Raw genomic sequence first — 13,330 nt, forward strand, 5'->3', positions numbered from 1 at the left:
AATAGGTTAAGTAGACTTATTTTTCTGTTCAAACATATCAAGCATAATTCTGCTGTTTAAATTAACACCGTATTGTTGAAAAAAACTATCAAGCGAACTTGATTTAGGGACATGGCGTATTTATCATGTGCGGCTTGTAGTCTTTCGGTGAGTGAATTGAGTAAAATTTGGAGGTACTCATGAAAACAATCAACTTGCAAATCAACTGGTACGTGTATTCATTACAGTTGCTGGTGTTTGTTCTACTGTACGTAATGTTTTTGAAGTTTGAGCTCGCAATGATGGCAAAACTGATCGGTGGTGTCGGTAGTATTGCAACTATGCTGTCAGTGGTTAGTGTTATCTTTGGAAAAAAATACGTTCACATTGATAAAGCAGGTTTTAGTTATCGGATTTTTTCTAAAACATGTTATTTGCATTCCGATGATATTAAAGCGTTAAAAGTCACTAAAATAGCTGGTTCATACATACTCACGGTGCAGTTAAAGTCAAATAAGCAAACTTATTTTCCATATTGGGTGGCGGATCAAGATGAGGTGCAAAGAGCTGCGAAGCAGTTTGGTTGTGCACTTGTCGGTGCGTCGCTCTCAGAAGTTAAAGCTTAATAAAAAAGCGCCGTAAGGCGCTTTTTTATTGCATGCTATTTATGTGTGCGACGTCTGAAAGCGAAAGGAAGCGCGAGTAGGCTTAACCAGCCAAAGCTACCACTTTGCTCTTCATCGGTGTCATCGACATTTTCAATATGAATAATAACTTCAACTTGTTCAGAAAGGTTCCCTGCAGAGTCCTGTGCATGAACAAGTAAATTTAGACGATTATCAAATTCATAATCGAGTTCACCTGTGGTAACGATCTGTCCATTGGCATTAATTCGCACCGCAGTGCTGCCGGAAACAATGAATTTCTCAACGGGTGTCTCTTCTGCATCTCTATCAATAAAGTCAAGTATGCCGATCACAGAGTTGATTGGCGTGTCTTCTTTGACTGAAAAGCTTTGGCCTGTCGTGATCTCTGGAACCGGGTTCACTGGTGGTATTGGTGCTTGAGTTTTAAACTCAACAATCACTGGATCGTGATCTGATGCACGATACATGTGCTCAGCATATAAGGCGGCAACATGATGCTCTGATTTGAATTCCGTATTGTAATCGAGCGCGATAGGCTCATCCGCACTGATATGCCAATCTGTTGCATCAGTCACTTTATCTAGTAGAGATTGACTTGCCAGAGCATGGTCTAAGCTCCCGATACGAGCGCCGTAGCTATATGAGTAGCTGTGTGTATTGCCATCAATATGGTGGATCACATTGTGCAAGCCTTGGTTAGCAAACTCAGAGATTGGGTCTTCTTTCGCATAGGCATTCATATCACCAACGAGTAGGATATCTGCATCTTGGTTGCCTGTCGGCTTGCTGTTTAACCACTCAGTAAAAAGAGCTGCAGCTTGTGTGCGTGTCGCGTTCCAGCAACCTTGACCATCATTTTGGTCTTTATCTAGCCCCTCAGCCTTACTACAGCTTCCTTTGGAGCGAAGGTGACCTACCGCAAAAGTAAACTCTTCACCTGTGCTGATAGCGCGGAAACTTTGGGCAATTGGTGGACGGTTCCCATAGTCGAACGGCTCTGCTGTGGTAAAGCTTGCAACGCCTGCTTCTGCCACTTTATCTGCACGATAAATAATGGCTGAAGTGATGGCATCTGTCCCAATCTGGTCTGTATTGAAATTCACAAATGCATATTGTTTGCTGGTGTCTGCTGCATTGAGTGCATTGACCAAAGATGCAATTGCGCTGAGTTCGCCAAAGCCGTCATTTTCTACTTCCATTAAACCGAGTACGTCAGCATCTAATGCTGTGATTGCCGATACCAGTTTAGCTTGTTGGCGCTGTAGCTCTGCCTCGTTGTCTGCGCCACGCGGTGTTGGGAAGCCACCACCTTGGCCATCACCATTGAAGTAATTTAAGACATTGAAACTTGCAATACGTAGATCGCCTTCTTCACTTAGCTCAGGCGCATCAGTGCGCGGATTGGTATTGACGAACTCGGGTGCTGTAGTTGGGTGAATACGATATTTGCTAAAGCTGTATGCTACGACACCGGTTACGCTGTTCGTACTGTCACCTAAACGCAGTGTGTTATATGCATCAAAGCCTGTGCTAGGGTAAGGAACTGTTTCTGGGTTTTGCGTTGTGGAGCCGTCATCAAGCGTGATTGCTTTTAATTTGTTGGCGGCTTCTACTGCATTGGCGGCTTCACCTGGCTCAGCAACTTGGGTGCTTTGATACAGTCTTTCAGACGCAAGGCCTAGTTCGCCGTAGCGAGAAAGGCCATAATTATCTGTAACATAAAGCGGCTGGTTGATGGTAACTAACATGCCTTCAATTGCTTCAAAATCACTGAGATCACTGACCGGTAGTGTCAGTTGGGTTGCTTTGAATTCAGCACTACCACAGATTTCAACTTGCTCTATATTGCCCAGTTGTGTTGAATTGTAGAACTCCTGAACTGTGCCTTTAACACGTACGGTATCACCAACGTTTACGTCTGAATTTGCATCGTAAATAAATAGACCTTCAGACGTGCTTGGGTCGGTATCCATATGAGCAGATAGAGATTGTACAAAGAACCCCTTAAGCTGGTTGTCTGCTTGCAAATCAGCAGTTACAACGCCCTCTAAGGTAACGACTTGATCTTTAATCGGGCTAATTTCACCGCTACCCTGAATCGCGTTAATTGTGGTGATCGGATCGCCGCACACTAAAGGCTCTGCTGGCGGCTCGATTGGTTCTTCACCACCGTCCTCTGTACTGCTCTGGCCGTGCACTCCTAACCCAGAAAAGTCGTCTTTGTCGAATTGTAACCATTGTTCACTCGGGTCAAAAGCAGCGTCAGCGGTATTTCGGCCGGTCGTGATTTCAGATTTACGACGCAGTGTTTTATCTTTTGTAATTACACCGCCGCCCTCCCAGTTGGAGCCTGGATCTGTGCCCAATTGACCGAAACTGTCAACAATGGCATCTCCTTTATGCAGTACGACCGCATCATCACCATTAAACCAGCTACCGCCGACATCTAAATCGGCTTTATCTTTGATTAGCGCCACGGCATTGCTATTGGCAATGACAAAAGTACCTTTGGCTGCGATTGAACCACTCAAAGAGATATTGTTAGATGCACTGGTATTGCCGTTAGAGTAGTAACTCAAGGTGTAGTCTGACAGAGAAATCGTTTCATCAGATGTGTTGTATAGCTCTATCGCCTTATTATTCGAGCTACCCTCAATATACTCTGAAATAATGACTTGAGCTTGCGCAGATGCGGTTGTTGCAGCGATTAGCATCGCCAGTGGTGTTAGTTTTGTTTTTATCATAGTTGTCCCGTGTAGTGTATTTAGGCCCAAAAGGGGCCGACAGCTTACGGGGAGTATGTTACACATTAATGAATAAATGTTAATAATCAAGATAAAAAAAAGGAGCAATTTATTGCTCCTTTATAAAATATTCTTTAATTTTTAATTATTCATTGAGCCAGATCGCGACTTGTTTGGCAAAGTAGGTCAAAATACCATCAGCACCAGCGCGCTTAAATGCTAAAAGAGATTCCATGACGACAGGTTTTTCTGCGAGCCAACCATTGTCAATGGCCGCCTTATGCATTGCATACTCACCACTGACTTGATAGGCAAATGTTGGTACACCAAATTCGTCTTTCACTCTTCTGACTACGTCGAGATAGGGCATACCTGGTTTTACCATCACCATGTCAGCACCTTCTTGCAGATCTAGCGCAACTTCACGCAGTGCTTCATCCGAGTTTGCAGGATCCATTTGATAGGTTTTTTTGTCAGCGCCTTTCAAATTTCCTGCTGAACCAACCGCATCTCTGAATGGGCCGTAGTAACTTGACGCATACTTAGCTGAGTAGGCCATGATACGTGTATGAATATGACCAGCTTCTTCTAGGGCGTCGCGGATGGCTCCGATACGACCATCCATCATGTCTGACGGTGCCACGACATCCGCTCCAGCTTCTGCATGAGAAAGCGCTTGCTTAATTAAAATTTCAGTCGTGACATCATTTATTACATACCCACTGTCATCTATGATGCCGTCTTGGCCATGAACTGTGAATGGATCTAGTGCTACATCTGTGATCACACCTAGTTCAGGACAGGCAGCCTTGAGTGCTTGAATAGTGCGCTGTGCGAGGCCTTCCGGGTTATATGCCTCTTCCGCCATGAGAGATTTTTTATCCGCTGGTGTAACTGGAAAGATAGCGATAGCTGGCACGCCTAATGTGTGAAGTTGTTTTGCTTCTTCTACGAGTAAATCGATGGACAAACGCTCGATCCCCGGCATTGAGGGAATGGCTTCACGGCGGTTTTTCCCTTCTAAGACGAAGACAGGATAAATTAGATCGGCAACGGTTAAAGTGTTTTCACACATTAAACGGCGAGAGAAGCCGTCACGACGCATACGTCGCATACGTGTGTAAGGAAATAGATCTAGTCCTGATTGAGCCACATTAAGTCTCCTGCTTATGTTGATAAATACAAACCTGATTGCGCCCTTGTTGTTTAGCTTCATAAAGTGCTTTGTCAGCGAAATCAGTGAATAGGGTCGGGTTTTGTGTGTCTTGTGCGATGGCGCTGTAAAGACCAGCGCTGGCTGTGAACTGAATGCTTTGATCAGCGATATTGACCGTGCAAGTTGCCGTTGCCTGACGAATTTTTTCAGCAAGCTCCTGTGCGCCAGTTGCATCAGTATTAGGTAATAAAATCACAAACTCTTCACCGCCATAACGAAAGACTTCATCATGAGGTCGTTTCAAATGTTGTTGAATGGTATTGGCAAAAGCACAAATGGTTTGATCCCCAGCTAAGTGACCGTATACATCGTTGACTCGCTTAAAGTGATCAATATCGAGCATAATCACACTTAAGGTGGTTTGTTCTCGGCGAGAGCGCCTGACTTCCATCATTAGGCGTTTATCGAAATAACGGCGGTTTTTCACTTTAGTTAATGGATCTTCCATATTGAGCCGTTCAAGTTCTCGATTTTTTTCTTCCAATTCGCGCAGTGTGACTTGCAGCTCAAATGTGCGCTCATCAATACTGCTTTCTAGGTCTTGTTGTGCCTGTTCATGGATCATCAGTTTTTCTTTAAGAAGCGCATCTTCTGCACGTGTTTTAGCCAATTTCTGCTCTTGTTGTTTGATATGGCTTTCACGTTCGAAAATGTACTGTTTGGCCAGTGCATAACTAATATAGATACACACAAATAGCGAACACACATAGGTTACTGGACGTTCAAGCAAAGCGCCCGAAAGGAGTCCGAGCTCAAAACCAAATTGATAGCATAAAGATATCATCAAACTTAGGTAGACAGTTACCGCAGGTATTCTTTGACTGAGTTTTTGTAACGGCGACTTGATGGTGATCACAAAAAAGTATACTACTGAGGTGATGGCAAAGGCATAAGCCACTTTAAGTGCCATGGTGATGGGTAAAAATGTGCACAACAAAGTGATAACAAGGCCACCCGCAAGCAGGTATTTTAACCAGCTATCTACATTGGGAGCTGTGCTAATCGGCAATATTCTGCTGCGTAAAATTGGAATAATCGCTAACGTTGACAGCAGAACTAGAATGCTTTGTCCGTATTGTTGCATCCATTGCCAGTCTGCATACAGGTACCTATAGCCAAAGCCATACAAATGCACTAGCAACAGCCATACACTAGACAGCAATAAAGTACCGTGAAGGAAGTACTTACGGCGTGTAAAGCTGTACATGGTAAAGTTTGTCGCGATCATTGCCAGCAAGAAACCAGCTAAAATACCATAAATAAGATTAAACTTACTTTTATACTTTAAGTATTCCACCGGGTGCCACAAACTGAGTGGGATATTGAGGGCGCCATGGTGTTTGACTTTGAGGTAGAGCGTTGTCTGGCGCTTGCCGAGGAGCTCAAGGGGGATCAATTGTGCTTCGTGCTTAATTGGACGTTGCATCAAGGGCCTGCTGTCACCCAGGTCTAGCGTCAATATGGCATGGTTCGGCTGCATGATATAAGCCGTGATATTGTCCAGTAGATTATTATTCACGCTGAGCAGCAGTGGTAATTCTATAAGGCTATCATTTCGAAGAACTACTTTGAGCCATACTTGTTGTTCAACTTCGCCTAAGTTAAGCGCCCCAGAATCATGATATTGCCATTTAGGGCGGCTGTTGAGTAAGTCTTGAATATTGTCAATCGTGGTTACTGTGTAGCTGAAAGGCATTGAGGCTTCATGCATAAATTGAGCATGGAGCTTGTAGGTGTTTGCTTGTGCCTCAGGGTTAAACTCGATGCTGGCAAACGCCTGATAAACGTTCAAAAGAAGAACTAGCAGCAACCATACCTTCATCATACAGTACTCTGTTTTTGCGCCATAAACAGCGCATTGAAGTTATCACGGCTATGGGCTGCAATGGTATCGACATCGGTGTTTTTTAGTAAGGCGATTTGCTCGGCAACAGCGTGTAAATAAGCTGGCTCATTGCGTCTAGATTTGGGTTTAGGCGACAGCGTACGTGGTAATAAATACGGGGCATCAGTTTCAATTAACAGCCTATCACTGGGAATATATTGAATCAATTCGCGTAATTGCTGGCCTCGTCTTTCGTCGCATACCCATCCCGTCACACCGATCATCAAGCCATAATCGAGATAAAACTTCAGTGCTTGGCGATCTCCTGTAAAACAGTGCAGCACCCCTTTGATGCGATGCTCCAAGAGCAAAGCGCGCATGCGCTCATAGGCATCGCGCTCATGAAGGTATGCCGGCATGTTCAATTGCTGTGCAAGCGCCAATTGGGCTCGACAGATCTTTTCTTGTTGGTCACGTGGTGAAAAGTCACGATTAAAGTCGAGGCCACATTCGCCAATGGCTACTACCTGCGGTGCACGTGCAAGCTGGGTTATTTGTGCAATATAATCTTCCGGCGCGTCTTTCGCATCGTGTGGATGGATCCCCGCCGTACTCACAAATTGGTGAGTTTTTGCCAAGTCGAGACTTTCGTGGCTAGTGATCAAATCACAGCCAATTAAGAGCATGTTATTGATTTTTGCGTCTTTGGCTCTTTGAATGACGTCGGCGCGATCTTTATCAAATTGCGCACTGGTTAAATTGACCCCTGCGTCGATCATTGTGTGCATTTATTTTATTCTTTTTACGCGAATTGTCCGGCTAGAACCCGATTTACTCATTAGAAAGGAGCTAAACGAGCCTCGTTTGATGGTGACAGAGTCACCTTGTTTCGCAAAAAACGCATCGCTGCCGATTTGTTTCCAAACTTGTTGGTTTGACAATTCAAATGTGCGTACTCCATGTGCTGATTTGTTCACTTGGGTAACTTTTGCAGTGATGTTGTCTACGTAGTCTTTTTGCTGTGTGATTTTATTTTCTAAACCAAAGCGCTCTGGCTGGGTAGAATTCGTTTGTTCGACTGCGTTGTGTTGGTGTGGTAACGCGGTGTTCGCCTGGTTATTTTTTACAACTTGTTTGCTCTGATATTGATTCATAAATTGATCATAGCATTGCAGTCGCTGTTGATCTTGCTGAATACTTTGGCAAGCTGTTAGGTTTGCATCAATCGTCTCATGGGCATGCGCTGCAATAGACGCACACAAGGTCATTAAGGCAAACCAATTATTCATTATTCATTTCCTGTTGCTGAGATTTTTTGCTGTATACACCAGCGAGTATAATGCCCATTTCAAATAATAATAGCATTGGCACGGCAAGTAAGGTTTGTGACAGTACATCTGGCGGTGTCAAAAACATGGCCACGACAAATACGCCGACGACAATATAAGGGCGTTTATCTCTTAAGCTTTGGGTTGTTGTTACACCGCTCCAACATAGCAACATGATGGCGACCGGAATTTCAAATGCAATGCCAAAAGCAAAAAAGAGTTTCAGAATAAAAGCGAGATAGCTACTAATATCTGGGGACAGTGTCATCATTGTTGGGCCAACGGCGGTAAAAAAGCCTAAAATAATTGGCATAACAACGAAGTAACAGAATGCAATTCCCGCATAAAAAAGCACAATACTGGAGAGCAGTATCGGCATTAACATGCGCTTTTCATGCTGGTACAACCCCGGTGCTAAAAAGCCCCAGACTTGATGCAAAATAAAGGGTATCGCCAAAAACAAAGAGACAAACAAAGTGAGTTTGAAAGGGGCAAAAAACGGCGCTGTCACGTCAGTTGCTATCATTGTGGCGTTCTCTGGCAGGCTTAATACCAGAGGGTTGGCAACAAAAGCATAGATATCATTGGCAAAATAAACCAAAGATAAAAAGATAACCAATACGCTAAGCAGGGCTTTGATAATTCGGTCTCTCAGTTCAATGAGGTGACCTATAAAACCACTGTTCTCCGATTCTGACATGGTGATTCCTGTTACTTCTGACGGGGCTAGTCTTTTTTCGATGTTTGTGTTGTGGAGTCACTTTGATAACTGTGGCGCACAGACTCTGCCGCCTTTTTGAGTTCGTCAACGGACTCCTGTAACTCCGGCGCTAAGTCATTCATGTTTTGTTGCTCAGCTTTTTTCAAATTGGCATGAAGTTCATGAACTCTGAGTTCTTCATTTACCTCAGCTTTTACTGAGTTAGCGACTGATTTTACGGTACGTATCCAGCGACTGACTGTTCGAATGGCCACGGGTAAGCGTTCCGGCCCCAGCACCACTAAACCGACAATCAAAATGACGACGAGCTCCCACATGCCCATGTAAATTATACCTTTTCTTTATCTGTTTCGGTGCTAGCAGATTTAGTTTGTGCTTGGCTTTGAATCGCGTCTTTGGGTTTATCCGCTTCTTTATTGTCTTCATCAGACATTGCCTTTTTAAAGCCTTTTACTGCGTTACCGAGATCCCCACCCATACCGCGTAATTTTTTCGTGCCAAAAAGCAAGACAATGATTGCAAGGACAATCAACAATTGCCATATACTGATTCCACCTAATCCCATAACGACTCCATTTATGTGTTATTTGTATTTACTGAATTGATTATACGCCTAGCGTATAAAATATCACCCTGTTTTACGCCAAGCGCAAATAAATAGCAAGCTTGCCAGCACTGCACTACCAAGGCTTGCGCCGTTAAGTTCGGCGATAAAACAGAGCCCGGCAATAATTGCAAAGGTCGACGCCGCCATGCCGAGTAAAATGCTCTGCATTGTTTGTTTATTGAAGCTTGGTGAAGCTACTTGAGGGCGATGGTGTTGGCGCTTGAGGTTTTGATAGATCAAATCTGGCAGCTCGGGCATTTTTTCAGCCCAAAACGGCAAGTTTTGGTACAACTTTTTCGCGACTGCCATTGGCCCAACTTGCTCTTTAACCCAATGCTCTAAAAACGGTTTGGCCGTTTTCCACAGATCTAGTTGCGGGTATAGCTGACGGCCAAGCCCCTCAACATATAACAGCGTTTTTTGCAGTAGCACTAATTGAGGTTGAACCTCCATATTAAAGCGTCTTGCAGTATTGAATAGATTAACTAGCACATGGCCAAACGAAATTTCGGCAAGTGGTTTATTAAATATTGGCTCGCACACAGTGCGAATGGCAAACTCAAATTCTTCTACGCAGGTATCAGCGGGAACCCAACCTGAGTCGACATGCAGCTGGGCAACCTGACGGTAGTCACGGTTGAAAAAGGCAATGAAGTTTTCAGCTAAGTAGCGCTTATCTTCACGATTTAAGGTGCCGACGATACCGCAGTCAATACCAATATATTGTGGGTTGTCCGGGTGTTCATACGAGACAAAAATATTGCCAGGGTGCATATCGGCGTGGAAAAAGCTATCGCGGAAAACTTGGGTAAAAAAGACTTCTACACCGCGTTCAGCGAGCAGCTTCATGTCAGTACCTTGCGCTTCTAGAGTATCGGTATCAGATACTGGAATTCCATAGATGCGCTCCATCACTAAAACGTTTTGGCGTGAAAACTCACTATACACTTCTGGAATGTAAAGTGCTTCCGAGCCTTCAAAGTTGCGCCTAAGTTGAATGGCATTAGCCCCTTCGCGCATTAAATCAAGTTCGTCCAACAGTGTTTTACGGTATTCACGGACAACTTCAACAGGGCGAAGCCTGCGTCCTTCACTGACCAGCCAAGCTAGAATTTTGGCAAATTGCTCCATTAATGAGAGGTCGGCCAATATCTGTTTCTCAATGTCCGGGCGGATCACTTTGACCACGACATCCTTTAGACCATGTTCGGTTTGTAACTGCGCTGTGTGTACTTGCGCAATGGATGCAGATGCCAGTGGTTGCTGTTCGAAATGTTCGAACAAGTTGCTGATATGGGTTAGATCCAACGCCTGCTCGATGAGTTTTTGCGCTTCACCACCATCAAAAGGCTCTACGTTATCTTGCAACTGCGCTAACTCTTGGGCCATGTCATGAGGTAACAGATCACGTCGTGTTGACAGCATCTGGCCAAACTTGACCCAGACTGGTCCTAAAGTTTGAAGTGCTAGACGTAATCGCGCACCTGCTGACTTATCTTGGTGCTTGTTTGGCAGCCAAAATACGCTTTTTCTAAGGAGCTTTGCATACCAAGGTTGTAGTTGCTGAGGTAGCAGTTCATCTAGGCCGTAGTTTAGAAATGTTTTACCAATTTGATATAGGCGAGCGATGGACAATTCCAGCTCCTTAAAGTCAGTCAGTTAGTGCATTAATGCGTTGTTCAAGCGCAGCCAGTTGCGATGAAAGCGCTCTGGTTTGAGCTTTAAATTGTTGTAATTCCAAAGGGTGGACGGTCACATTCAATTCATCCTGACACAGCTGAGTTACCACCTGTTGCCAAGATTTTGAATGTTGCTGTGCGCTGTTAGCGCACTGTTTGACGCTACTCACCAAATGCTCGGCGCCGGCATCGCCAAGATAACGAGACAGGTGTTCTGCCCAATCGATGTTTAGATTGGCAAACGCTTTACTGTAGGACTGTGCAAGGTGAAGGTCGCCTTCTAAGTCCAGCTTACCGGAGCGGATCAAACGTGTCAGTTGGCTGGGGTCCTTTAATTCACCCAGAGAATCAACAGAGGTGGTAATATGACAGTCTGCACTGTCGTGGTAATTACCATAGACAAAACAATGTTTGCCGTTGTAGTGCAGTGCACAGGATAAGTTTAAGTCTGTTAGCGTCAACGCGAGTACTTTATGCGCTGAACTTTGCAGATCGCTGGCAAGATTTGGTTCAAGCGTTAAAAGACGATTAACAGCTTGTTCGGCAACAGCCGTCAATACAGAAACCCACATAAACTTATCCTTACTAAACTTTAGTATTTGAACCCTCTATGCAGCGCAACGATGCCGCCAGTGAAGTTTTGATAGCTGGTTTGTTCAAAACCTGCATCTTCCATCATACTTTTTAAGGTTTCTTGGTCCGGGTGCATACGGATTGATTCCGCCAAATAGCGGTAAGACTCGCTGTCATTGGCGACCAGCTTACCAACGTTTGGCAGTATGTTGAATGAATAGAAATCATACAGCTTTGACAGTGCTTCGCTTTCGGTTTTTGAAAACTCTAAAACCAACAGGCGTCCACCCGGTTTTAGTACTCGATACATCGAGCGCAGGGCTTCGTCTTTATCTGTTACGTTGCGTAGTCCGAATGCGATGGTGATGACGTCAAGACTGTTATCTGGAAAAGGCAACGCCTGAGCATTCATTTGCACATATTCAATGTTGTTTACTAAACCTAGATCACGCAGTTTGTCACGGCCAACTTTCAACATTGAGTCATTGATATCGCCCAGGATCACTTGGCCTGTATCGCCAACTAATTGGCTAAACTTGGCAGTTAAATCACCTGTACCACCGGCAAGGTCTAACACTCGATGACCTTTGCGTACACCAGAGCAAGCAATGGTTTGACGTTTCCATAGACGGTGTATTCCAAACGATAAAAAGTCATTCATGATGTCGTATTTAGCTGCGACAGAGTGAAAAACATCTGCAACCAGCGACTCTTTTTGATTGGACTCTACAGTTTTATAACCAAAGTGTGTGGTATCGCGATTTTCTTCTTTCATGTTGGCCTTGGTGACACAGTTTAGATGGGTATAGTGTACTTGATAGCGACACTTAGGTGCAATTTATAGTGGCAGCTAATCGCAAAATTTTTATAGGCAAAGGGTGGTTAGATGGCGCCTGAAATGTAGCAGTCACGGCCCAAAGCATGTGCCTTTTGAGCTGCGTACGACGCTTGGCCTGCCAATTCATTAAAATCGCGTTCAGTTTGTCTTTTTGCAATCCCTATCGCCAGTTGAACTTCTGGAAATTGTACATTGCCTTTATTGCTGATAAATTTTAGCTTTTCAACACCTTTGCGGATTTTAGCGGCAATGACTTTGGCTGTTTCGGGTTCAATATCTGCAAGCAAAATGGTGAACTCTTGCTTACCTGTACGCCCAGGTACGCCACTTTCTAACACATATTTTTTGATTTTGTTCGCGACGCGTTGCAATACCGTTTCACCGATCATATCCCCAAACCTAGCAGTGAAATCGCTGAGGTTATCTACTTGAATAGAGATAGCGCACAGGGTTTTATCTTGATCTAACCAAAGCTGTGTCTTTTGATTAAGATAGTGTCGTTTATACAAGCCTGTATGTGGGTCGATCAAACGTTGTTTTCGAATTCGATTGAGCGCAATGTACTGCTGGTTTTGCGATGCTCTGGCTTTTTGTAAGCCGTTTTTAAAACGCTGTTGCTGTTCGAGAAAACGCTCAGTTTGATTGGCAAACTCACCGAGTACTTTTTTACTTTTGGCGATATCTTGAGTATCTAACTCGCTGGTGTATTTGCGAATATTTTGTGTAAATTGCGAAATACTGTGCTGAGCGCGCGCCGAGGATGTAGATAGCTCATCAATGACATTATCAACTTCTTTCAGTACTGCGAGTTCTTCTTGGTGCTCAGTGTATATAAATTCGAAATACAGCTGCTCTATATATACCGTATCGATAGTAGTGCTGTTGCGCAGATCCCGCTCCAAACGAGAGGTGAGAGGTTCGTTGCTACGACTGATAAAGGTATAGGCCACTTGATAATTGAGTGGTGTTGGCGGTAGAGAGTGTAGCTCCAAAAAATGACATACTTTGGTCATCTTTTCTTGGGCTATCGCCATTGGATCATGGAACGTCATCTACTTATACACCACACATTAAAGTTATTTTTAAAGCCTTAATGTCCTTCGGCACAAGTCATGATTTCATCCTATCTGAAGCCCCGCTACATTAATCGTAAATGCGACTTTTTGAAAGTAA

The 13,330-nt window shown here is 44.1% G+C and carries 13 protein-coding genes; 1 reads left to right on the plus strand and 12 read right to left on the minus strand.

Annotated features, from left to right (window positions below; genetic code table 11):
* Positions 1–179 precede the first annotated feature (179 nt).
* Positions 180–605 (plus strand): hypothetical protein, encoded by a 426-nt coding sequence (locus tag MHN81_RS25200; RefSeq protein WP_239427070.1) that lies wholly within the window; start codon positions 180–182, stop codon positions 603–605.
* Positions 606–640: 35 nt separating this feature from the next.
* On the opposite strand, the gene MHN81_RS25205 is transcribed toward MHN81_RS25200, so the two are convergent.
* The 12 genes from MHN81_RS25205 to MHN81_RS25260 all read right to left on the minus strand — a co-directional run bounded on the left by MHN81_RS25205 (position 641) and on the right by MHN81_RS25260 (position 13,209).
* Positions 641–3,370 carry an ExeM/NucH family extracellular endonuclease gene (locus MHN81_RS25205; protein ID WP_239427071.1) on the minus strand — a complete coding sequence of 910 codons (2,730 nt, stop codon included), beginning with the start codon at positions 3,368–3,370 and terminating at the stop codon, positions 641–643.
* A gap of 145 nt (positions 3,371–3,515) precedes the next feature.
* Positions 3,516–4,523: a porphobilinogen synthase gene (gene hemB / locus MHN81_RS25210; protein WP_239427072.1), complete on the minus strand. Its 1,008-nt coding sequence runs from the start codon at positions 4,521–4,523 to the stop codon at positions 3,516–3,518.
* 1 nt (position 4,524) lies between these two features.
* Positions 4,525–6,411, minus strand: a complete 1,887-nt coding sequence (locus tag MHN81_RS25215) for a diguanylate cyclase (RefSeq protein ID WP_239427073.1) — start codon at positions 6,409–6,411, stop codon at positions 4,525–4,527.
* Positions 6,408–7,199 carry a TatD family hydrolase gene (locus tag MHN81_RS25220; protein WP_036976667.1) on the minus strand — a complete coding sequence of 264 codons (792 nt, stop codon included), beginning with the start codon at positions 7,197–7,199 and terminating at the stop codon, positions 6,408–6,410. The genes MHN81_RS25215 and MHN81_RS25220 overlap by 4 nt, the downstream gene beginning before the upstream one ends.
* On the minus strand, positions 7,200–7,700 hold the full coding sequence (locus MHN81_RS25225) for a hypothetical protein (RefSeq protein ID WP_239427074.1): 501 nt from the start codon (positions 7,698–7,700) through the stop codon (positions 7,200–7,202).
* Positions 7,693–8,439, minus strand: a complete 747-nt coding sequence (gene tatC / locus MHN81_RS25230) for a twin-arginine translocase subunit TatC (RefSeq protein ID WP_023400231.1) — start codon at positions 8,437–8,439, stop codon at positions 7,693–7,695. Before tatC ends, MHN81_RS25225 begins: the two co-directional genes overlap by 8 nt.
* A 26-nt stretch (positions 8,440–8,465) precedes the next feature.
* Positions 8,466–8,783, minus strand: coding sequence for a Sec-independent protein translocase protein TatB (tatB, locus tag MHN81_RS25235; RefSeq protein WP_023400230.1), 318 nt, complete (start codon positions 8,781–8,783; stop codon positions 8,466–8,468).
* Between the two features lie 5 nt (positions 8,784–8,788).
* Entirely contained in the window at positions 8,789–9,025 is a 237-nt protein-coding gene (tatA, locus tag MHN81_RS25240) for a Sec-independent protein translocase subunit TatA (RefSeq protein WP_023400229.1), read from the minus strand.
* Between the two features lie 63 nt (positions 9,026–9,088).
* The gene (ubiB, locus tag MHN81_RS25245) at positions 9,089–10,702 is read right to left on the minus strand and encodes a ubiquinone biosynthesis regulatory protein kinase UbiB (RefSeq protein WP_023400228.1); all 1,614 of its coding nucleotides are present in this window, start codon (positions 10,700–10,702) and stop codon (positions 9,089–9,091) included.
* A 16-nt stretch (positions 10,703–10,718) separates the two neighbouring features.
* Positions 10,719–11,318, minus strand: a complete 600-nt coding sequence (locus MHN81_RS25250; RefSeq protein ID WP_023400227.1) for an SCP2 sterol-binding domain-containing protein — start codon at positions 11,316–11,318, stop codon at positions 10,719–10,721.
* A 20-nt stretch (positions 11,319–11,338) separates the two neighbouring features.
* Positions 11,339–12,094, minus strand: a complete 756-nt coding sequence (gene ubiE, locus MHN81_RS25255; protein WP_023400226.1) for a bifunctional demethylmenaquinone methyltransferase/2-methoxy-6-polyprenyl-1,4-benzoquinol methylase UbiE — start codon at positions 12,092–12,094, stop codon at positions 11,339–11,341.
* A 107-nt stretch (positions 12,095–12,201) separates the two neighbouring features.
* Complete coding sequence (locus tag MHN81_RS25260) at positions 12,202–13,209, minus strand: GGDEF domain-containing protein (protein ID WP_023400225.1); 1,008 nt, start codon at positions 13,207–13,209, stop codon at positions 12,202–12,204.
* Between the last annotated feature and the right edge of the window lie 121 nt (positions 13,210–13,330).

Source organism: Pseudoalteromonas sp. Of7M-16, assembly GCF_022347805.1.
Taxonomy (GTDB): Bacteria; Pseudomonadota; Gammaproteobacteria; order Enterobacterales; family Alteromonadaceae; genus Pseudoalteromonas; species Pseudoalteromonas luteoviolacea_F.

Bases quoted from the DNA above. Each gene is read 5' to 3' on its own strand.
- MHN81_RS25250 (WP_023400227.1), bottom strand. From the start codon at position 11,318: ATGTGGGTTTCTGTATTGACGGCTGTTGCCGAACAAGCTGTTAATCGT.
- ubiE (WP_023400226.1), bottom strand. From the start codon at position 12,094: ATGAAAGAAGAAAATCGCGATACCACACACTTTGGTTATAAAACTGTA.
- tatC (WP_023400231.1), bottom strand. From the start codon at position 8,439: ATGTCAGAATCGGAGAACAGTGGTTTTATAGGTCACCTCATTGAACTG.
- MHN81_RS25200 (WP_239427070.1), top strand. From the start codon at position 180: ATGAAAACAATCAACTTGCAAATCAACTGGTACGTGTATTCATTACAG.
- MHN81_RS25225 (WP_239427074.1), bottom strand. From the start codon at position 7,700: ATGAATAATTGGTTTGCCTTAATGACCTTGTGTGCGTCTATTGCAGCG.
- tatA (WP_023400229.1), bottom strand. From the start codon at position 9,025: ATGGGATTAGGTGGAATCAGTATATGGCAATTGTTGATTGTCCTTGCA.
- MHN81_RS25215 (WP_239427073.1), bottom strand. From the start codon at position 6,411: ATGATGAAGGTATGGTTGCTGCTAGTTCTTCTTTTGAACGTTTATCAG.
- MHN81_RS25205 (WP_239427071.1), bottom strand. From the start codon at position 3,370: ATGATAAAAACAAAACTAACACCACTGGCGATGCTAATCGCTGCAACA.
- tatB (WP_023400230.1), bottom strand. From the start codon at position 8,783: ATGGGCATGTGGGAGCTCGTCGTCATTTTGATTGTCGGTTTAGTGGTG.
- MHN81_RS25220 (WP_036976667.1), bottom strand. From the start codon at position 7,199: ATGCACACAATGATCGACGCAGGGGTCAATTTAACCAGTGCGCAATTT.
- MHN81_RS25260 (WP_023400225.1), bottom strand. From the start codon at position 13,209: ATGACGTTCCATGATCCAATGGCGATAGCCCAAGAAAAGATGACCAAA.